The organism is Bacteroidota bacterium (assembly GCA_037133915.1).
Lineage (GTDB): Bacteria > Bacteroidota > Bacteroidia > Bacteroidales > CAIWKO01 > JBAXND01.
Map to the genome: position 1 here is coordinate 1 of JBAXND010000062.1, position 19,756 is coordinate 19,756.

The 19,756-nt window shown below is 44.6% G+C and carries 16 protein-coding genes; 4 read left to right on the forward strand and 12 right to left on the reverse strand.

Translation table 11 applies throughout. The annotated features are described in order from the left end of the window. Nucleotides 1-196 precede the first annotated feature (196 nt). The 5 genes from dapA to uvrA all read right to left on the reverse strand — a co-directional run bounded on the left by dapA (nucleotide 197) and on the right by uvrA (nucleotide 6,955). Nucleotides 197-1,081: a 4-hydroxy-tetrahydrodipicolinate synthase gene (dapA, locus tag WCM76_15060; GenBank protein ID MEI6766948.1), complete on the reverse strand. Its 885-nt coding sequence runs from the start codon at nucleotides 1,079-1,081 to the stop codon at nucleotides 197-199. 138 nt (nucleotides 1,082-1,219) lie between these two features. Continuing rightward, nucleotides 1,220-1,459 carry a hypothetical protein gene (locus WCM76_15065; protein MEI6766949.1) on the reverse strand — a complete coding sequence of 80 codons (240 nt, stop codon included), beginning with the start codon at nucleotides 1,457-1,459 and terminating at the stop codon, nucleotides 1,220-1,222. 130 nt (nucleotides 1,460-1,589) lie between these two features. Next, nucleotides 1,590-2,606: a homoserine dehydrogenase gene (locus WCM76_15070; GenBank protein ID MEI6766950.1), complete on the reverse strand. Its 1,017-nt coding sequence runs from the start codon at nucleotides 2,604-2,606 to the stop codon at nucleotides 1,590-1,592. 385 nt (nucleotides 2,607-2,991) lie between these two features. Then, nucleotides 2,992-4,122: an acyloxyacyl hydrolase gene (locus tag WCM76_15075; GenBank protein MEI6766951.1), complete on the reverse strand. Its 1,131-nt coding sequence runs from the start codon at nucleotides 4,120-4,122 to the stop codon at nucleotides 2,992-2,994. 7 nt (nucleotides 4,123-4,129) lie between these two features. Then, nucleotides 4,130-6,955 carry an excinuclease ABC subunit UvrA gene (gene uvrA, locus WCM76_15080; GenBank protein MEI6766952.1) on the reverse strand — a complete coding sequence of 942 codons (2,826 nt, stop codon included), beginning with the start codon at nucleotides 6,953-6,955 and terminating at the stop codon, nucleotides 4,130-4,132. A gap of 309 nt (nucleotides 6,956-7,264) precedes the next feature. Here uvrA and WCM76_15085 point away from each other — a divergent pair, with 309 nt between their 5' ends. The 3 genes from WCM76_15085 (at nucleotide 7,265) to nth (ending at nucleotide 9,216) form a co-directional block, all read left to right on the forward strand. After that, nucleotides 7,265-7,849 (forward strand): sigma-70 family RNA polymerase sigma factor, encoded by a 585-nt coding sequence (locus WCM76_15085; protein ID MEI6766953.1) that lies wholly within the window; start codon nucleotides 7,265-7,267, stop codon nucleotides 7,847-7,849. A 127-nt stretch (nucleotides 7,850-7,976) separates the two neighbouring features. Then, nucleotides 7,977-8,240: a hypothetical protein gene (locus WCM76_15090; GenBank protein ID MEI6766954.1), complete on the forward strand. Its 264-nt coding sequence runs from the start codon at nucleotides 7,977-7,979 to the stop codon at nucleotides 8,238-8,240. A gap of 337 nt (nucleotides 8,241-8,577) precedes the next feature. Continuing rightward, nucleotides 8,578-9,216, forward strand: coding sequence for an endonuclease III (gene nth / locus WCM76_15095; protein ID MEI6766955.1), 639 nt, complete (start codon nucleotides 8,578-8,580; stop codon nucleotides 9,214-9,216). A 280-nt stretch (nucleotides 9,217-9,496) separates the two neighbouring features. Here the strand turns inward: nth and asnB are convergent, their stop codons facing one another. The 6 genes from asnB to WCM76_15125 form a co-directional block, all read right to left on the reverse strand. Further along, nucleotides 9,497-11,437: an asparagine synthase (glutamine-hydrolyzing) gene (gene asnB, locus WCM76_15100; GenBank protein ID MEI6766956.1), complete on the reverse strand. Its 1,941-nt coding sequence runs from the start codon at nucleotides 11,435-11,437 to the stop codon at nucleotides 9,497-9,499. 21 nt (nucleotides 11,438-11,458) lie between these two features. After that, a complete protein-coding gene (locus WCM76_15105) occupies nucleotides 11,459-12,394 on the reverse strand; it encodes a UDP-3-O-(3-hydroxymyristoyl)glucosamine N-acyltransferase (GenBank protein MEI6766957.1) in 936 nt (311 codons plus the stop codon). A 23-nt stretch (nucleotides 12,395-12,417) separates the two neighbouring features. Then, nucleotides 12,418-13,056 carry a PIG-L family deacetylase gene (locus WCM76_15110; protein ID MEI6766958.1) on the reverse strand — a complete coding sequence of 213 codons (639 nt, stop codon included), beginning with the start codon at nucleotides 13,054-13,056 and terminating at the stop codon, nucleotides 12,418-12,420. Nucleotides 13,057-13,276: 220 nt separating this feature from the next. Continuing rightward, a complete protein-coding gene (locus tag WCM76_15115; GenBank protein ID MEI6766959.1) occupies nucleotides 13,277-14,584 on the reverse strand; it encodes a glycosyltransferase family 4 protein in 1,308 nt (435 codons plus the stop codon). Nucleotides 14,585-14,711: 127 nt separating this feature from the next. Beyond that, nucleotides 14,712-15,881, reverse strand: a complete 1,170-nt coding sequence (locus WCM76_15120; protein ID MEI6766960.1) for a hypothetical protein — start codon at nucleotides 15,879-15,881, stop codon at nucleotides 14,712-14,714. Between the two features lie 110 nt (nucleotides 15,882-15,991). Then, nucleotides 15,992-16,498 (reverse strand): hypothetical protein, encoded by a 507-nt coding sequence (locus WCM76_15125; protein ID MEI6766961.1) that lies wholly within the window; start codon nucleotides 16,496-16,498, stop codon nucleotides 15,992-15,994. A 605-nt stretch (nucleotides 16,499-17,103) separates the two neighbouring features. Here WCM76_15125 and WCM76_15130 point away from each other — a divergent pair. Then, entirely contained in the window at nucleotides 17,104-18,189 is a 1,086-nt protein-coding gene (locus tag WCM76_15130; GenBank protein MEI6766962.1) for a WG repeat-containing protein, read from the forward strand. A gap of 134 nt (nucleotides 18,190-18,323) precedes the next feature. On the opposite strand, the gene WCM76_15135 is transcribed toward WCM76_15130, so the two are convergent. Then, entirely contained in the window at nucleotides 18,324-19,088 is a 765-nt protein-coding gene (locus tag WCM76_15135; GenBank protein ID MEI6766963.1) for an SDR family oxidoreductase, read from the reverse strand. Between the last annotated feature and the right edge of the window lie 668 nt (nucleotides 19,089-19,756).

Genomic DNA, 19,756 nt, shown 5'->3' on the forward strand with positions numbered 1-19,756 from the left:
TAAAGTCCGTAAAGTCAAAAGTCGTAATGTCGAAAGTTTATAAAGTCCGTAAAGTTTGTAAAGTCAAAAAATAATTAGTCAATTTGGGAAATCAGTCAATTTGATAATCAGAGGAAAAGAAAATGTGTTAGTTCTATTTCAACTTTTCCCGCCACAGCCGGGCAGGCACTATTCACTATTCACTATTACTTATTACCTAAGATATCAGTCCTGCTTTTTCCATCAGTGCTTTCAGGATTTTTGTTTTGCCTTCGCTGAGCGGTGTAAGCGGTGAACGGTGTCCGCCTGCGGGAAGCCCCATAAGGTTCAGCGCCATCTTAGCCGCCATCGGGTTCGATTCAAAACGGAATGCTTCAAAAAGTTCATAATACTGAAAATGCATTTCTTCAGCTTCTTTGAACCTGCCTTCCAGTGCCAGGTCTGTGAGTTTTTTCATCACACCCGGAATCACATTTCCGGCAACGGTAAAGGTGCCCGCACCTCCAAAGGAAATGAGAGGATAGGCGGTAGTATCCTTACCTGTAAAAACAAGAAAATCATCGTTACGGGTAAGGTATAAGATGCGGGCCAGATGGTCAAGCTTTTTGTTGCCGTCTTTAATACCGACGATGTTCGGATGTTTGGCCAGATACGCCGTAGTTTCGGGCAGCAGGTCAACACCGGTGCGCTCGGGTGCGTTATGAAGCACAATGGGAACCGGCGAAAAATCAGCAAGCTTCTCATAAAAATCAATCAGCCCATCAGGTTTTGGCAGCACGAAGTACGGTGTGAAAACCGAGATATAATCTGCACCAATCGCCGCAAAGCGCTGTACACGTTCTTTGGCTTCCCAGAGACTCGTAGAGCAAGCGTCGGGTGCGATTTTCGCTTTGCCATTGGCCGTTTTTACGATAATCTCAACCACTTTATATACTTCTTCATCAGTCATCATGGTATTTTCACCGGTAACACCCAGGGGCGCAATACCGCCAATACCGGCATCTATTTGCCGCTGAACAAGCATTTTCAATCCTTCTTCATCCAGCGAAAGTTCTTTCGTGAATGGTGTGATAAGCAGTGTGTAAGCACCTTTAAACATCATGGTTTTCGTATTTAATTAAGATGACAAAGTAAGTGAAAATAAGGGGATGGCGCTCCGGCACCCGGGAATTTTATTAAACGGATTTTCAACAATCAGGGAGGTTCCTGATGTCAGGGCAAGAATAAGGACGTGTCCCGATTACTCATGCAGGCTTGTCCATTCTCCTTGCCTTTTGCGCCTCAGATTAGAACGGTAGCGCCTGTAGGCAGCAACGACACCTGCAATGGCCAAAATGGCCAGTACGCCTATCTGCCAGTACTGACGGTTTGGAAAACCGACGATTTCGATGATTCCGATAAGTACCGCCGGTACAACTACAAACATCAGACAGCCCCATGCAAAAGCGCTGTCTGAATTTTTTTGTGGTGCATTATACATATCTGTAAAATTTGGTTCTCAATACTGCAGGGAACGAAAACTACGAAAGCGATAATTTACGCCACATCAAACTTCAAATAACCGTAACTATTAGTAAATGTGTCCTTATAAACTTATAACCTATTACTTTTTACATTTTCCCTATTCTTAAAAGGTCTGTCAATATTGAATATCCTGTTTCTATCCTGCCGGCTCCGGGGCCGACAATAGTAACGTCGCCCAGCATATCAGTAGTAAATGTGAGCGCATTTTTAGCGCCCATCACTCCCGCAAGCGGATGACTTAAGTCTACCATTTCAGGTGCAACGGATCCGCTTACTTTGCCATTGTTTTTCTCAACGCAGCCAATCAATTTCCACCGTTTGCCCAGTTTTTTAGCTTCTTCAATATCTGCAGAAGTAATTTTTGTGATGCCCATACAGCTCACATCAGAAATTTTAAGCGGTGCGCCCATTACTACATTTGCAAGAATCGTTACTTTTCCGCGCGCATCATAACCTTCAACATCGCCTGCAGGGTCGGCTTCTGCATAACCAAGGTTCTGAGCTACTTTCAATACTTTTGCATAGTCCATTCCTTTTTCCATTTCGGTGAGCATATAATTGGTCGTGCCATTCAGTATGCCTCTTATTTTGGAGATTTCGCAACCTGCCAGTGGACCTTCTGTAAGGTTAATGATTGGGGTACCGGCAACCACAGTTCCTTCAATCATGAATTTTACATTATTTTTATCTGCCAGTGCCTTCAATTCCTGATATTTCAATGCGGCAGGACCCTTATTACTGGTAACCACATGCTTTCCGCATTCAAGTGCGGTTCTGACATGCTCAATGGCGGGACCGCCCGTAGTAAGATCGGTATAAGTCAGTTCACACAATACTGTTGCATTCGAATTTGATATCAATTCAAGATTGTTCCAGGCGCAGCTGTCTTTTGAGAATTTTTTCTTTGCTTCCGCTTCTGCCAGCATCAGCGGAATATCAAGCCCATCGGGGTTATAAACATTTCCATAAACGAAATCGCCCACAGCCACAACCTTGAAATCAAATCCATATTTTTCAAACAGCACATTTTTCTTGCTCAACAGAATTTCACAAAAGCCCTGTCCTACCGTACCAAATCCAAGTATTGCAATGTTGTGTTTCATATGGGTTAAACCTTTTATCTAACTACCGTTTTCAAATTATTTTTTCTACATGATGATGGCTGACGATGCTCCACCGGGGAGTACTCAGGAAGCAACATAATACTACTTTCCCTTCGGTGAGGCAGGAATCTGATTAAGGTCTGCCATGCAACCGACCGTTTACCGGCATCGATGTAATAATCCATGCCCTGATTATTCATGTATATTTATTTGGTTATTAACTAAATCCCCCACTCCAAATATACATCATTACAGACAAAATCAAAAAAAATCAAAAAAAAATATAAACAAAAAAATGTTTACAATCAGTCTCAATAATGAGCGACGATTAAATAATAACATACTAAATATCAAGATGTTTCAGATAATGCTGTTCAGGAGAGGCCTATTTCATCCACCGTATGCGGTAACCCAGGTTGAATTCAAGAAATTCGGCAAGCATAAAGTTTATTGAACGGACGTTAATTCCTATTGAACAATTCCTGAAGAATTCATAACGAACGCCTAATCGCTGATAGGTTTGCTTCAGATTGCCATAGTTACGGTGGATACCATAAATACCAATACCTCCGACCAGTGTTAATCGGTCTATGATAACCTCCGGTTGAAGTATTACACCTAATGTAAAATTCTCTGCTTTGCGAGGGCCAATGGTTCCGTCAGGATTTGCATTCAGTCCCATCCAGTAATTGATGTCGGCGCCATAACCCAGCCTGAATGCGTTTGAAAGCTGCGTGAAGTAAATGGCACTGATTCCGGCAACTGCAAAATAATTAGTATCAAGTTCATGTTCGTTAAGCTGATGATCGCCGTATCCAAGCATGAAATACAAATCGTTCGATCGCGGTAGACGTCCCGGAGATTTTGCCAATCGAACATCGGGGCGCCCACCGAAATGATATTTAAGTTCGGCTGACGGAGCATATAAATTAAAACCCCGGTTCGGACGTTCGAATCCGCCGTTTGAAAAATGTATAAAGCTGATACCGGCACCAAGGTCAAGCCTCTTTGTCAAGGGATAAAAAGCAAACATCCCGATATTCAGATGCACGGTAATTCCACCACCAATCACAAGGTTTTTCGGATTACTTACTGAATCGTAATGCTTCCAGTTGCCCGCAATACCGAATTGAAATTCAGTATACAGTTCCAGTTTTTTCCATCGCTTTACAGGGATACCCAATATTCCGTAAAGTGAAACGGGGTACCCAATTTCCCTGGAATCATATAAATTCCCAACGGTAAGCCCTGCTCCATAATATGGAGCACGGAACACCTTCTGCCAATCGGTATAGCCCGGATTTTGCCATAACATCTTTAATGTATAGGATTGAAATTGCTCCAAAGGTTTTCCGAGCAGGTTATCTCCTTTTACAAAATCGTTGGTCGGAAGAATTTTCCCGTATTGCCAGTTGGCAGAAAGCGAAGGATAATTCCGGTGCTTGACATGTGCTGTGTCCGGTTGTGCTATAGCTGAAGCAACATATAACGATAAAATTAACAAAAAATGTCTCATAATCTGATTACAACTTTGCCTTCAGAAATTCGCCGGTATAAGACTTGGATGATTTCACAATATCTTCGGGTGTGCCTTCGCAAACCACCGTTCCCCCGGCATTGCCGCCTTCGGGTCCCATATCAATGATCCAGTCGGCACATTTGATGATATCCATATTGTGCTCAATTACAATTATGGTGTGTCCAATTTCGATAAGCGCCTGAAACGCCTTATACAATTTATTGATGTCATGAAAATGAAGCCCGGTGGTCGGTTCATCAAAAATAAAAATAGTAGGCGATTCATTCGCACCTTTCGACAGGAAGTAGGCCAGTTTGAGGCGTTGTGCCTCGCCCCCGCTTAATGTGCTCGATGGCTGTCCGAGCTTAACGTATCCCAAACCAACATCTGCCAGGGGTTTCAGCCTGTCGCAGATTTTGTTGTCGTGGCCGGGCTTGTCTGTATCATGCTGAAAGAATTCAATGGCTTCATCAACCGTAAGGTCAAGAATCTCGGTAATATTTTTGTCGTGCCAGGTTACGTCAAGCACTTCGTCTTTAAATCGTTTTCCGCCACAGCTCTCGCATTTCAGAAAGATATCGGCCATGAACTGCATCTCTATCTTCACAAAACCATCGCCCTGACACTCTTCGCAGCGACCGCCTTCAATATTAAATGAGAAATAACCGGGTTTGTATCCGCGCACCTTCGATAACTGCTGGTCGGCAAACAGGCTGCGGATGTCGTCGTAGGCTTTAATATAGGTAACAGGATTCGAGCGGCTTGAACGGCCTATCGGATTTTGGTCAACCAGTTCAACAGCAGTTACACGGTTGATATCGCCGTCCAGACGGTCGTAATGCCCTGTCTTTTCACTGTATCCGCCATGAATCTTCTTCAATGCCGCGTAAAACACCCGCTTCACCAGCGACGTTTTACCGCTGCCGCTGACGCCGGTAACGACCGTAAGTACATTGAGGGGAAAACTTACCGTCACATTTTTAAGATTGTTCTCACGCGCACCGTGCACACTGATACTGTACCTCCATGGTCTGCGTCCTGCCGGGTTCTCAATCACCAGATCTTTATTCAGATATCGGGCGGTGAGGCTTTCACCCTCAGCAATCATTTCTTCGCAGGTTCCCTGAAAAGTCACTTCGCCACCATGCGCACCGGCTTCGGGACCAATATCAATCACCTGATCGCAGTTGCGGATAATATCTTCGTCGTGCTCAACAATAATAACGGTATTCCCCATATCACGAAGGTGGTGCAGCACTTTAATCAGTCGATGCGTATCGCGCGGATGCAGCCCGACACTTGGCTCATCCAGAATATACATGGAACCCACCAGGCTGCTGCCTAATGCCGTTGCAAGGTTAATACGTTGCGATTCGCCGCCCGACAAGGAATTGGAAGCACGGTGCAGGGTAAGATATCCCAAACCAACATCATCAAGATACTTCAACCTGTTCAGAATCTCCGGCAGCAGGCGCTTACAAATTTTCATCTCGTAAGGTTCAAGCTGCAGCTTGTTATAATACTCCAATACCTTATCAATGGGCATGGTGAGAATTTCAACAATGTTTTTTCCGGCTACCTGGACATAGGCGGCATCACTGCGCAGGCGCGTGCCCCTGCAGTCCGGACAGTTTGTTTTTCCGCGATAACGCGACAACATTACCCTGTACTGAATTTTGTAGGCTTGTTCTTCAACAAATTTGAAGAAATCATTCAGCCCTTTGAAGTATTTATTGCCTGTCCACAGCAGCTGCCGCTGCGCTTCTTTGAGCTGAAAAAACGGCTTGTGGATAGGAAAATCAAATTTATAGGCGTGCATCACCAGCTCATCTTTCCATTCACTCATTTTTTCGCCGCGCCAGCAGGCAATGGCCTCTTCAAAAATGGAGAGGCTTTTATCGGGAACCACCAAATCTTCGTCAATGCCTATGATGCTTCCAAAACCTTCGCAGGTGCGGCATGCGCCATAAGGATTGTTGAAAGAAAACAGGTTCACCGACGGTTCCTCAAAGGTGATGCCGTCGCGTTCATACCGGTCGGAGAACTGCCTTGAATCAGAAGTTCCTTCAAGTTCACTTTTTACTGTACACGATCCATGTCCTTCGTAAAAGGCTGTTTGTACAGAATCGCCCAGCCGTGCAGCAAGATTCTCGTCATCACTATTTATAACAACACGGTCAATAATAAGATTGATGTCTTTTCGCTGCTTCAGCTTCGCCAACTGCTCGAGGGCATCTTCTATGGTAAGCGTTTCGCCGTTAACGGCTATGCGCGTAAATCCCTGCTGCATCAATATGCTCAGCTGGTCTTTCAGGCTTCGACCGTTGTGCAGGTTCACCGGACAACAGATAATTACTTTCGTATTAACCGGAAATTTCAGAATATAATCAACTACGCTGCTTACCTCATCCCTGCTCACAACCTTTCCCGATACCGGAGAGTATGTTTTACCAATGCGTGCAAACATCAGTTTGATATAATCATAAATCTCCGTTGAGGTGCCTACCGTTGAACGCGGATTATGTGTTCTGACTTTCTGCTCTATAGCAATGGCGGGTGAAATACCTTTGATATAATCTACTTCGGGCTTTGCCATACGTCCCAGAAACTGACGTGCATAAGAACTCAGACTTTCAACGTAACGTCTTTGTCCTTCGGCATACAGTGTATCATAAGCCAGTGATGATTTTCCCGATCCCGAAAGACCGGTTATCACCACACATTTATTGCGCGGTATGGCAACACTGAGATTTTTCAGGTTGTGTACACGGGCATTTTTAATGATGATCTCTTTCTTGGGATCTGTTTTCGATTCGTCAAAAACCTTCATCAGGTATTTATTTTTTGCGATTTGGCGGTGCAAAATTAAGCTAAATATGCTTAAGTCCGGGACTGATATTAAAAGGAAATTGGAGGAAAGCTCAAATATAAGCATTTCATAACCCCTTGATTTTATCTATGATTAAATGAGGTTTATGAGAAATAATTGAAGTTTTACTTGCATTTTCCTCGCAGAGGTATTATTTTTGTGCAATAATCCCCAATCAACAATCGTTAAAAAATTATCCACCCTCTAAAAAACTGTATGCCTATCGGTTAAATAAGTACCCTTTGCTCACACATAAAAAAGGGAGGTCTTATGTCTATTCAATTAACGAATGACCAGGGGTTAATTGATAGTTATTTAGCCGGTAACCATGCCAGTCTCGAAGTTCTGATTAACCGTCACAAAAAAAGGGTATTTTCCTACATCAAAATGGTGGTTAGGGACAATCATCATGCTGAGGACATTTTTCAGGATACCTTTATCAAGGTGGTGAACACACTCAGAAGCGGGACCTACAAGGAAGAAGGCAAATTTCTACAATGGGTAATGCGGATTGCCCACAACCTCATCATCGATCATTTCCGCAAAGCAAAACGGATTCCTACCATCGAGAACGGAGGCGACTTCGATGTTTTCGACACCCTGAAAAACTTTGAACATTCGGTGGAAGACACCATGGTCAGAGATCAGATTCACAGCGATGTTCGCACACTTATTGATTATCTTCCCGACGAACAAAAGGAAGTACTCATTATGAGACATTTTCAGGAAATGAGTTTTAAAGACATTGCTGAACAAACCAACGTCAGCATCAACACCGCGCTGGGGCGAATGAGATATGCACTCATTAACCTGCGAAAACTGATTGAGAAAAAAGAACTTATTTTAACTGCTTGATTCATGTTGTTTTACCTGTTAAACCGTCTGCGGGAAACCGTAGCCGGTTTTTTTTTGCGGCTCGTGCAATATCACAAAATAACCTCCGTTATACCATTATAACTTAAAACAACTTCCGAAGCTGCCTATGAATAAACTTATTACTATCGATGAAATTATCCTTTTTGCCTACAACGAAATTTCCGACAAACAGGAAAGAACGCTGATTTCCGAAGCGATCAAGGCCGATAATGAACTGTATGACGCCTACCTTTCGATTATGGAAACAAAAAATCAGCTTGACAGTGACGCTCCTTCAGACCTCTCGGTACGGTTTATTATTGATTATTCGAATGCGCTGTCATTAGCACCGTCTGAGCGTTTTGGGAATATCCCTGTTCTGATGAATTAACGGATTGGAACTTTTACTTCAGGCAATTGATGCCCGCATTATGCGGCCTTCATTACTTTTGTATGTGTAAAATGAAGCTCCCCAACGCTATTCTTCGGGGAATAAAACCCATTGATTAATAACTCTACATGCCAATCAAGACTTGAAAATTTAACTCTGTGGCTCTCTGCGCCTTCTCCGTGTGCCTCTGTGAAATAAAATAAACTGACACGGAGAAACACAGAGTTATCACGGAGTTACACAGAGAAAATCTAACCCTTGATTCGCATTTTATTCCAAGTCAAATTGAAATGCATCTTCAAATTATCAAATTATCAAATTATCAAATTTATTTGCCATGACCATTGCACAACGATACAGCCGCTTCATTGAATATTTCGCCGAGCACATGCCACAGGCAGAAACCGAACTTTCCTTCTCCTCCCCTTACGAATTGCTTGTGGCCGTTATACTTTCGGCTCAGTGCACCGATAAACGGGTGAACATGATTACACCCGGCTTCTATAAAGCATTTCCCGATGCAAAAGCACTTGCAAAAGCACCTCAGGAAAAGGTGTATGATGTCATAAAAAGCTGTTCCTATCCGAATAACAAAGCTAAAAATCTGATTGGGATGGCACAGGCGCTGCAGAAAGAATTCAAAGGAGTGGTGCCTTCCGATGTGGACGAACTGCAGAAGTTACCCGGCGTGGGACGCAAAACAGCGAACGTGATTGCATCGGTAGTATTCAATAAACCCGCTATGGCGGTAGATACACACGTATTCAGAGTGGCGAACCGCATCGGACTTACCGATGCAAAAAATCCGCTCGAAAGCGAGATGCAGCTGATTAAGCACATTCCCGATAAGGACATTCCGAAAGCCCATCACTGGCTCATTCTGCACGGTCGCTATGTGTGTGTTGCGCGGAAACCAAAGTGCGAAGAGTGCGGCATTACGGATATCTGTAAGTTTTATAAATCAAGTAAAAAGTAACAGGTAATAGTGAATAGTTGACCATCCCTGAATAGCGTTGACCGATTACACCAGATTAAATTGAAAATTGAGATTATCCCGTCAGGGATATAATATTTCTAGATGCAGAAATAACACACAAACCGGCGGCGCACGAATGATGATAATAAAATGTACGGTTTAAGCATGCGCCGCAATTCGAGTCGTAAGTCATAAGTCGTGAGTCGTAAGTTGTAAGTCAAAAGACGAAAGTCGAAAGATAAAAGGTGACCATCCTTGAATCACGAAAGGTGCGCAGAACCTACGAAAGATAATCCTTCAGCTCAACATTTTTCTGTTTGAACATGTCGGTGTCGATGTACATCTTCTGCCAGATGGCAATTCCAAGCACAATCCACAAATAGTTGTAATGCCAGCGCAGCTTTGGATGCGGCGGGTAATCGAGGATGCGCTTGATATATTTATAGTTGAAAATGCCCTGCTGCTCCACAAACTCCGGAGTAAGCACTTTTTCTGCCACATCTTTTAAATCTTTTTTGAACTGCAGATACGGATTGACCGTGAATCCCCATTTCTTTTTGCTGATGATACGCGGCGGCAGCTTGCCTTCCATGGCTTTGCGGAAGAGGTATTTTGTCTGGTTGTTCTTTATCTTCAGATGAACCGGAATGGTAAAACCAAAATTCACCAGATCAAGGTCGAGGAAGGGAACACGCTCTTCAATAGAATTGGCCATCGACATGCGGTCTTCAACCAGAAGATAATCATTCACCATCTTACTCTGGAATTCCGTGAGCAGTACACGGTCCAATGAGTGCATGCCTTTTGATTCGCGGAAAAATCCTTCAAATTCCTGCTTCACCTTTTCGGCTTCATGGCGCATCTTTTTATAATACTCCGGATGATAAATTTCCTTATAAAAGCCGTTATCAAAATCCCAGGTATTACGAATGATGAGATAAAAGCGCGCAAGATTTCCCGTTGCCAGCAGCATCTGCATACCGCGACGGTACTCGTCGTGCTTCAGTGTGTGTGCGGCATTTTGAGTGGCAAACAGGAAGTCGGAACACCAGCGCAGAGGTGCCTGCAGCGCACCCGGAAACAAGGGGTGCAGTTTATTGAACGGATAAATAAACTTATGTAAATCGTAGCCTGCAAAGAGTTCGTCGCCACCCAGACCGCCCAGCACCACCGTAATATCCGGCTTCACGAATTTCGACATATTGAAACCCTGAAGCAGATTAATCTTGGGCTCTTCGGCATGCCATATCACTTCGGGAAACTGCACCATCGGATTCATCGACAGGCTGAGCGTATGATGGTTGGTACCGAAATGTTTCGATATCTGTTCGGCATCCGGAAATTCGTCGGTAGGCTCATTGAAGCCCATGGTAAAGGTATTTATCTGCGAAACGCCCAGCTCATGCATCTTCTGAACAATGGTGCTTGAATCCATGCCACCCGAAAGATACACACCCAAAGGCACATCGCTCATCAGCTGACGCTCAACAGCCTTTTTAATAAGGTCGTTCATCTGCTCTATCGCCTGCCCTTCGTTCATATTCTTATCGGGCTTTGGCTCAAGGCGCCAGTAGCGGTGTTCGGTGGCAGTGCCGTTCTCAAACATCAGGAAATGCGCCGGAGGCAAACGGCGGATGCCTTCAAACAGGGTTTCGTTGCGTTGCGTATAACGCAGATTCAGGTGTGAATGCAGCGCGTTGAAGTTGATGCTGCGGCTCACGGTCGGATGAAGTAATATTGATTTTTGTTCAGATCCGAAAATAAAAACACCGTCTTTATGATAATAATGCAGCGGCTTTACGCCGAAATGATCGCGTGCCAGCAACAGACGGTTGTTCCGTTTATCTAGCAGCGCAAAAGCAAAAATACCGTTGAGCCGTGAAAGAAATGCGGCACCTTCTTCTTCATATAGATGAACCAGAATTTCGGTATCGGAAGTAGTATAGAACTGATGTCCTTTGCGGATCAGCTCATCTTTAAATTCCTGAAAGTTATAAATCTCTCCGTTGAAAATAACGCAGATGCTTTTGTCTTCATTGAAGATGGGCTGGTCGCCTGTGCTCAGGTCGATGATGGCAAGACGGCGGTGCCCCAGACAGTATTCGTTCCAGGCATGTACTGAAAAAGAATCGGGTCCGCGGTGCTCAATAATCTTAAGCATCGAAACCATCAGGCTTTCATTATCGCGCCCCTTCTCAACTATTCCACAAATACCGCACATATTATTTATATAAAAACGGAGCTACAGTTCTTTAATCTTTTTCTGAATGCTGATGTACTGCTTGATCGGACATGCAGGAAAACCTGCCCATGTTTCACCGTCAGGAATACTTTTGGTGACCAGAGCCGCCATGCCTACCGTAACATTATTCCCGATTTTAATACCGTTCATCAGGCTTGCCGAAGGAGCAATCCAGCTCTCGTCGCCAATGACGGTTGACCCGCCTACCATGGCGTTGGCAATCACCAGTGAATTGCGGCCTACCACCACATTGTGCGCGATATGCACCAGATTATCAATCTTGGCGCCTTCGCAAATCAGTGTATTGCCGAGAGTGCCGCGGTCAATGCAGGTGTTGGCTCCTATCTCAGCATTATCTTCAATCACTACTCCGCCAAAATGCGGAAATTTCTCCAGAACGCCTTCGCTGTTGCGCGAATAACCAAATCCTTCCGACCCGATGACCACACCCGAATTGATAAACACATTTTTGCCGATTTTTACCCGGCCAACGATTGAACAATTTCCAGATATCACAGTTCCGTCGCCGATTTCAGCATCTTCAATAATGGTATTCGGACCTATGGAGACATTCTTGCCAATGCGGGCACGCACATCAATAATGGCTGACGGATGAATCCCCGCTTCTTTTTTACCGCCGAACAATCGCGTTGCAACGCGTATAAATGAAAGCTTAGGGTCGTGGACAATGATGAAACAGCGTTTCATCAATAAGGCATCCGTAATAAGCAAATCGCCATTGCAGATGATTACCCGGGCCTTTGTTGTCTCGGCAAGCTTCATGGTATTGTTGGCCGGTTTAATCCAGATGAGTGAATCTGAATCAGCCGCTGCGGGAGTATTCACATTGGTAACAGACACTTCATGCGTCAGACCTTTGATTTCCCAGGGGTCGGAAAGACAATCAATGATTTGCTGCAGATTATATGACCTCATACGAACCTGATTTTTTTATTCTTCTAATACCGGTTAATCCAGCGTATTACTTCAAATGCTTCCGCATATTTTTCGGCTACCTGTGAACCCCGTGTGGTGGCAAGTCCTTTCACAAAATCAGCGGAAAAATAATGACGGTCAATCTTGATCTGAGATTTGTAAGTCTCGAGCAGTGATATCTTTTTGGCAATATGGTCGGGGCTCAGCGTCATAAAAAACTGTGTGTCGAATTTTATATGATTCCACGGCAGTTCATAGCAGATAATACTCGACGAAGTTTTAAACGCGCGCACCATTTCGTTGGCAATCACGGAATGGTCCTGATGAAAATCGTTCAATGAAGGACCAATAACCATATCCGGTTTGAATGTCTTTTTCAGGTCAACCAGTATTTCGAGTATTTCCTGACGGTGCTGTTTCAGATTCCGTACCTTAAAATGCTTGATGATAAAATGGCTTTCATCCAGTTCAAGCTTCTTCATCACTTCCAGAAATTCCGTCGTCAGAATATCTTTGGGCATATCGTCGGGAATAGAATCTTCGGCTGTTGAAAACACCACCCAGAGCAGGTTCTTCTTTTCCTGAAGCAGGCGTATAATGGTGCCGCCGCAACCAATCTCGGCATCGTCGGTATGGGGTGATAATATCAGTACATTATTCATATCGGAATCGTTTTATCAATAGTTAATTACGAAAACATAAATCATTTGAAGCATGCCGCGTTCTTCTTTTTCGGAAATCTGAAGTTCAGGAAAAGAACGTTAGCAAAACAAAAATAGTGTATTCTTTGGTACTTTGTTGAAGATGCCGGTAATTAGAATCACCTGTTAGCAGAGGACGCTGTTCTCAAAACACACATCCCGTTTAATGCGCTGCTGCAGCTCAGTCTTTCTTCACGCATGAATCAAGCACGCCCGCCAATTGCTTTGTAAGATTTCTGCGGCTGAATTTACGGGTGTTTTCGAGCACCGTTTCGCTGAACAGGTTTTCCGATACTTTCCAGCGTTCGAATATCTCAAGAATATATTCCGATGCGGGCTGATAATCCGTAAAATCGAACATCTTCCCGATACCTGTTTCATTCAGTATCACGGCAGCCTCGCCTTTAGGCGGACCGTAGCCGATGACAGGATGACCGGCGCCCAGATATTCATACATTTTAAGGCTGAGGTGGCTTTCGTTATCTTTGGTATCGCCCATAATCAGCAGCGACAGTTCGCAATTGGTCATCACCTTCAGAGAGTCGGAATAATTCATATAAGGCATGAAGCGCACTCTGGAACTGAAGGACGATTTCTCAGCTTCGTTGTGCAGATGAGCCGGGAAGTTACCGAGGAAGAGTATATCCACCTTATCAAAGAATTCCTTATTGTCTTTCAGCAGTTCCATGGTATTAAAAAACGATGCCGGCGGCTGTTCCTTGCTCATACTGCCGAAGTATATAATCCTGAACTTTTCTTCTTTTTTGTAATCGGCACGGTCGAAATACTTCTCATCAAAGCCATTGTAAATAACCTGAATGGGTTTATCGGTCTTGCGGCGCAGTATCTTCTCCATGGTGGTTCCGAAGCAGGTAATCACGTCCATCTTCGCGATGGTTCTTCTTTCGATGCCCCGGTCAAGGCGCTGAATAATTTTCCAGCGTGCCGAATTCTCCGCAATCACCCAGAACACATCCGTCCACGGATCCCTGAAATCGGACACCAGAGGAATATTCAGCTTTTTTGCAACCTTAGCTGCAATAATATGATTGGTTTGAGGCGGCGATGATGAAAAGATTACATCAATTTTCTCATCCTTACATATCTGAATGGCTTTTTTTACACTCCTGAAATACCATGGGAAGCGTGTATCGGGAATAAAATTATACTTCACCCACCGCGACAGATTATCCATGAAGGAGTTATTCGTGGTGTCGGTAAACCCGTACGGAATAAAGTTCTTGGTAGAACCGGGCGATACCTTCTTGAAAAACTTATGCATGCTGATATTCTTCGAGCGGTAGATTTTGGTCTCGGGACGCACTTCTTTCAGCAGGCTTTCGTCAACAAAAGGAAAATCACCGTTTTCGCTGGTAAGGATTACCGGCTCCCACCCGAATTCATGGAGGTACTGATAAAACTTGAATATCCGGTTTATCGGTGTACCCCCCGCAGGCGGCCAATAGTATGTAATGAATAGAACCTTCAATTAATAGCTGTCTTTATATAAATAAAATAGAAAAAGAATTATAAATTATAAATTTTAAATGCTTAATGCTGAATTTTAAATTATCTCTGGTACAGTCAACAATCTAAAATTTAACATTCAACATTCATCATTTCAAGACGCTGAGTCCGCGGGCCATCCATCCGTTGCTCCAGCGCATCAGGGTGAAGGGTTTGCGGAAGAACCGTGTTTTCTGATAATAGAAGAATCCTTTCTTTTTATTTTGCATGGTATCAATGGCCCAGTTGGCAAGTTTTTCGGCAAGCGCTGCATATTCGGGAAAGAACTGCGATGCCTTCATAAAACTAATCATGCCCTGAGCGGAGCCGTGCACATCAAACGGATATACCTTATCATTGGTCCACTTCGGAGCACCGTTCGCTAAAAACAGATGATCGCGGTAGTATTCCAGACCTTTATGATACTGCTCCATAAATGAGTTATCGCCCGAATGCTGCGAATAATCAAGAATGGCGTCAATAATATATCCCGTATGGTAATTATCATGCTTGCGCGGATGGTCGCCTGCAGGATGAGTGTAATACCAGGCACCGTAGTCGGTTATTTTATCCACCACAAAGTTCACCAGCTTGCGCGATTCGGTTTTAAGCCGTTCGTCGGGAGCAAATTTATTGATGCGTGCCAGTATGGAACCCGTGAGTACGCTCACATCCATTACAATCCAGTTCACACGCTCGTCAGGAACATAACTCATGCACTTCATGGTTTCCGATTCCTCAATGATACGCGGTGCATCCAGAAAGAATGTCACTGTTTTCTTAGCGGCATCCAGATATTTGGGATTGGTTGTAATCTCGTAGGCATCGAGCAAAGCGGTGGTAACAAAATAGGTAACCACGCGGTTCGGAAGGTGTGCCGGAGCAAAGAAACCCACGTCCTGCCAAGGATGCTGATATCCCCAGCATATGCCCCATTTGGTACTTGAAGGGTTCTGAAGCAACCAGTCGAGCAGCTTCTCTGCCTTTTCCAGGTCGGCCTTGTTGCCTCCCGCTTTGAAGCGGTTCATGTACGCCATCGCGAACAGCGCGAATCCTTTAGGATTTCTTGATTTAGGAACAAACAGCAGCGGCCTGATATTCACCGGTGAGCGCATCACCACCTGAGAGTACAGCAGACGCAGAAACTTATTTCCAAAGCTCAGCCCCATCAGCAGCTTGCTGTCGAGGGCATCATACTTATTATATCCTGTGTAATCGCGTTCTTCCGCGTAAGCGAGCACCCTGTCGAGGGCGGTATCAATTTTCTGTTTATCCTGCATCTGACCCTGATATGTTATGGCAAAAGTAATAAAAATCCTTTCAGTGGTAATGAAGGAAAAAGCGAGATGAATACACCCGGTTTATTATTGCTGAAACTGCCGTTATTGCACTAGTTCATACCCGGAACCCTGCTGTTGAATGTATTGGTCATTACATCCACCACCAGTTTTAACACAGCAAAGGTCGACGCCATTTTCTGCTCATCCTCTACGCCGGTTTCTTCGGCCTGACTCAGCAGCTGGTCTTTGATGAAATCAAAGAGTACGGGCTGCGAAAACGTAATGGCATGCACCAGTTCTTCCAGTTCTGCATCTGTTTTTCCTTCGAGTCCGGCCAGATCATTCATCTGTTTCTCCTGCTCGGCTTCAATTTCTTCGGGAGTTACGGGCACGGTGATGCCGCGCATCTCAAACGATAACACTATAATCGCGAACATGTAAATCAGCGAATTCTTTGAATCCATGTCGTCGAAGGTATCTGAATAGTCCATCAGATAACCCAGCAGCGCCGGCTGGCTGTCGCCTATTCCTGTAAAGAGTTCGGGCAGGTCGTCCTGCGGAGTGCTGTGAAGTTTTTCAATAGCACTGTTTATTGTTTGTTCATCAATAAAGGTCATAGAAATGCTGTATTAAAATTTCATCAAAGATAATATTTTGTTTATATGAAATATCCATGCAAAGAAAACCTTTCACCAACCATAAATAATTAAAATTTTAACACCAAGAGAATCAGAAACACTGCATGGATATTCGTGACCGGCCTTCGCGTCGGTTAGTGTGAAGGGAACAACAAAATACCGGATTATCAAAATGAGTATCATTTTACCATTTAGTAACCAGAAATTTAAAACAGATTATGACGGGTGATAAAATCAATCGGGCAAATCCATCCAACAAAGAAGGGATTCTTCGCTGCGCTCAGAATGACAAAGCTGTCTGTCATGCGGGGAGGGTTTGATTGTATTGTCATTCCAAATCCCGCTCTTTTCGCGGGATGAGGAATCGCCGTCAAATTGCAACAAATTAGTTTCGTTTGCCAAATAAAATCAGTTGCCATTTGTATTATAAGCAAAAATGGCATATCATCACAGTATCACTGTTTTTAAAAAACTATTTACCACAATATAAAATTATAAATACAAACCCTTTGCTAAAACTTAACAGATTGTATTATTTTTGTGCAACATCAATCATGAATGCATAACCAACAAACCCACATTTTATGAAAAAGATAGTTCTATTTATGATTCTCGCGCTGGCAGGCATCTTTGCTTATTCGCAGGACAACCTCGCAGCAGTCAGAAAAGGTAAAACATGGGGATATATAGACAAGACCGGTTCATTTGCCATTGCACCCCAGTTTGAAAGTGTAAAGAATTTTGCCGGTGGTATGGCAAGGGTTAAGAATCTGGGCTCATGGGGATATATCGACACCAAGGGTGCATGGGTTATTAATCCGCAGTTCGAGAATGCCGAGGATTTTTCGGAAGGTCTGGCACGCGTACGCAAATTCAAACAATGGGGTTATATAGACAAAACAGGTTCGTTTGTGGTAAATCCACAGTTCGACGATGCCGAAGATTTTCAGAGCGGACTGGCACGCGTCCGTAAAGGAATTCAATGGGGATATATCGACAAAAAAGGCGCTTACGTTATCAATCCGCAATTTGATGCCGCAGGCGAATTTCATGCAGGACTTGCCAAAGCACGCAAAGGAAAACAATGGGGCTATATCGACAAAACCGGAATCTGGGTTATCAATCCGCAGTTCGACGATGCCGAAGATTTTGTAAGCGGACTCGCACGCGTTCGTAAAGGAACGGAATGGGGTTATATCGATGATAAAGGAAGCTACGTTATCAATCCGCAGTTTGAGTCGGTAGGCGACTTCAGCGAAGGACTGGCACGTGCCAAAAAGATGAAACAATGGGGTTATATTGATGATAAAGGTGTGTGGGTGGTGAACCCTCAATTTGATAATGCCGAAGATTTTTCGGGGAGTCTGGCCCGCGTCCGCAAAGGTAAAACCTGGGGTTATATTGACGGCAAAGGTGCCTACGTGATTAATCCACAGTTCGACGGTGCCGAAGACTTCGACAACGGCATGGCCATGGTTCGCAAACTGACACAGTGGGGCTATGTTGACAAAACAGGCGCTTACTCCATCAATCCTCAGTTCGACAAAGCCGAGAACTTTCACCTGGGACTGGCACGTGTCCGCAAAGGACCGCAGTGGGGATTCATAGATAAAACCGGAACCCTCGTTATCAGCTATCAGTTTGATGATGCGGAGAATTTCTCGAAATAGTCGTTGCCCCCATCCCCGACCCTTCCCCCTTAGATGGGGAAGGGAGTCAATCTGTCAACCTAATTCAGGACAAGACATGTAAAAATGAAGAAGAAGCCCCCTTTATAAGGGGGTTGGGGGTATCTTTATAACCTTTACGTCCTCAGATAGGATGCGCCATTTACGTCGAGGATACAGCCGGTCATGAACTCGGTACCATCAGATGCCAGCAGCACCACGGCACGGGCCACTTCTTCGGGCTTTGCCACCCTGCCCAGCGGACTCTGTGAACGAATCTCATCACCGCGTTCGCTGTTCAGCACACCCGACGCCATATCGGTTTCAACAAATCCCGGTGCCACGGTATATACAAATACTCCCGCCGCAGCAAATGCTTTGGCAAGCGACTGTCCCATGGCATTCAATCCGGCCTTGCTGGCTCCGTACGAAGGGGCGCCCGGTTCTCCGCGGAAGGCTCCGCGAGAAGATATATTGATAATTTTACCGCCATCGGCTGCAGCCATCCTGCGTCCGATACAAAAGCTCAGATTGGCTGCCCCCATAAGGTTCAGCGCAAATGTCTTTTCCATGCTGGTAAGCCACTGCGCATAGGTACAGGACATAATATCGAGTTCTTCGTGCAGTCCTGCATTGTTCACCAGAAAGTCAATATGACCGGCAGCGGCAGTAACCATCTCGCTGAAGGCTTCCACCTGCATACTGTCCGACAGATCGGCACGGGCACAGAAGTGTTCGCCCGGCGAAAGCAGGGACAGCGTTTTATCGGCTTCTTCCTTGCGGGTATTATAATGTACAATTACGCGGGCACCGCAGCGCGAAAACATGATAGCTACCTCGCGGCCTATACCACCCGAAGCACCGGTTACCAAAACTGTTTTGAATGAGAAGTCTATGTTCATAGAGTGAGTTTGTTTATGATTGTCGGCAGATGCGGAACGGGTTAATATTAGAAAGGTTCCGGCAGCAAAGATACAAAAATTAGCCCCCATCCCCGGCCCTTCCCCCTTAGAAGGGGAAGGGAGGTGCAATTCATGAGCCGCAATGGTAATAAGTCAAGAGTCGTGAGTCAAGAGTCGCCTGTCCGCCACCGGCGGATTGTAAGTCAGAAGTCTGTAAAAGCCCCCCTGCCCCCCCTATAAGGGAGGTAAAAAAAATCCGTAAACCTATTTCAGGACAAGTCAGTGAGTCGTGAGTCGTGAGTCGTGAGTCGTGAGTCAATTCAGAAATCAGGAGTCAGAAGTAAGAAGTCAGAAGACAGAATGAAAAGATAAAAGGGAATAGTGAAGAATTAAGAGTGAAAGATACACGAGTTGGAAATCATATCATTTATCGTCGCAAAACCAAAGCCCCGTAGGGGCGACCCGTTGGTAGACTGAATGAGCGTTTATTTCATGGCGGCGCACGGATGATGATAATTAAATGTGGTGGTGGTGCATGCGACGCAAGATAAGTCGAAAGTCAAAAGTCGAAAGTCGAAAATTTATAAAGTTCATAAAGTTAAAAGGAGTTAGAATGGATATTCCGCACATAGTAGTCCACTCATTCCGCGGCAAACTGGTCCACCAAA

Excerpts from the sequence above, each read along its gene's own strand:
- WCM76_15085 (MEI6766953.1), top strand. The coding sequence starts at position 7,265 with ATGTCTATTCAATTAACGAATGACCAGGGGTTAATTGATAGTTATTTA.
- WCM76_15070 (MEI6766950.1), bottom strand. The coding sequence starts at position 2,606 with ATGAAACACAACATTGCAATACTTGGATTTGGTACGGTAGGACAGGGC.
- WCM76_15130 (MEI6766962.1), top strand. The coding sequence starts at position 17,104 with ATGAAAAAGATAGTTCTATTTATGATTCTCGCGCTGGCAGGCATCTTT.
- WCM76_15090 (MEI6766954.1), top strand. The coding sequence starts at position 7,977 with ATGAATAAACTTATTACTATCGATGAAATTATCCTTTTTGCCTACAAC.
- WCM76_15105 (MEI6766957.1), bottom strand. The coding sequence starts at position 12,394 with ATGAGGTCATATAATCTGCAGCAAATCATTGATTGTCTTTCCGACCCC.
- WCM76_15125 (MEI6766961.1), bottom strand. The coding sequence starts at position 16,498 with ATGACCTTTATTGATGAACAAACAATAAACAGTGCTATTGAAAAACTT.
- WCM76_15135 (MEI6766963.1), bottom strand. The coding sequence starts at position 19,088 with ATGAACATAGACTTCTCATTCAAAACAGTTTTGGTAACCGGTGCTTCG.
- nth (MEI6766955.1), top strand. The coding sequence starts at position 8,578 with ATGACCATTGCACAACGATACAGCCGCTTCATTGAATATTTCGCCGAG.
- WCM76_15110 (MEI6766958.1), bottom strand. The coding sequence starts at position 13,056 with ATGAATAATGTACTGATATTATCACCCCATACCGACGATGCCGAGATT.
- WCM76_15120 (MEI6766960.1), bottom strand. The coding sequence starts at position 15,881 with ATGCAGGATAAACAGAAAATTGATACCGCCCTCGACAGGGTGCTCGCT.
- WCM76_15065 (MEI6766949.1), bottom strand. The coding sequence starts at position 1,459 with ATGTATAATGCACCACAAAAAAATTCAGACAGCGCTTTTGCATGGGGC.
- WCM76_15075 (MEI6766951.1), bottom strand. The coding sequence starts at position 4,122 with ATGAGACATTTTTTGTTAATTTTATCGTTATATGTTGCTTCAGCTATA.
- uvrA (MEI6766952.1), bottom strand. The coding sequence starts at position 6,955 with ATGAAGGTTTTTGACGAATCGAAAACAGATCCCAAGAAAGAGATCATC.
- dapA (MEI6766948.1), bottom strand. The coding sequence starts at position 1,081 with ATGATGTTTAAAGGTGCTTACACACTGCTTATCACACCATTCACGAAA.
- asnB (MEI6766956.1), bottom strand. The coding sequence starts at position 11,437 with ATGTGCGGTATTTGTGGAATAGTTGAGAAGGGGCGCGATAATGAAAGC.